The sequence below is a fragment of the Vibrio sp. 1402 genome (genome assembly GCF_033340275.1).
This window is the reverse complement of record NZ_JAWOWE010000693.1, coordinates 1-520: the sequence shown is the minus strand read 5'-3', so window position 1 is coordinate 520 and position 520 is coordinate 1. Positions and strand designations below refer to the sequence as shown.

At 47.5% G+C, this 520-nt stretch carries 1 protein-coding gene and 1 pseudogene; both read left to right on the top strand.

Features of this window, described 5'->3' with window-relative positions; all coding sequences use genetic code 11:
• Positions 1-108 (top strand): annotated as a pseudogene (locus R7044_RS27990) (DsbE family thiol:disulfide interchange protein); the annotation flags it as partial.
• The coding region (locus R7044_RS27985) for a cytochrome c-type biogenesis protein (RefSeq protein ID WP_225456348.1) at positions 105-520 on the top strand (416 nt) is incomplete at its 3' end. The pseudogene R7044_RS27990 and the gene R7044_RS27985, both read left to right, overlap by 4 nt.

Genomic DNA, 520 nt, shown 5'->3' with positions numbered 1-520 from the left:
GCGAATGGTGTCATTCGTTACCGTCATGTAGGTGATGTTAACCCTCGAAATTGGGCCGACACGTTAGCACCAATGTACAACCAGCTGGTTGAGGAGGCGAAGCAATGAGAAAAGTGATTTTAGCTGTGTTTGCAGCCCTAACATTCTCGTTGGCGGCACATGCTGCAATTGAAGTGTATGAGTTTGACAACTTAGAGCAGGAGCAACAGTTCAAAGAGCTAGGACACACATTGCGCTGCCCTAAATGTCAGAACAACACCATCTCTGATTCGAATGCCGAACTTGCTCAAGACTTGCGCCACAAGGTCTACGAAATGACGAAAGAGGGCAAGTCAAAAGAAGAGATCGTCGATTACATGATCGCGCGCTACGGCAACTTCGTGACTTACAATCCGCCATTCACTATGTCGACAGCGATTTTATGGCTTGGTCCACTGGCTGTGGTTTTGGGCGGTTTTGGTTTGATCGTGCTTCGTAGCCGAAAGTCAAAAGCAAAAGTCACAGCAAACAACGACGAGAA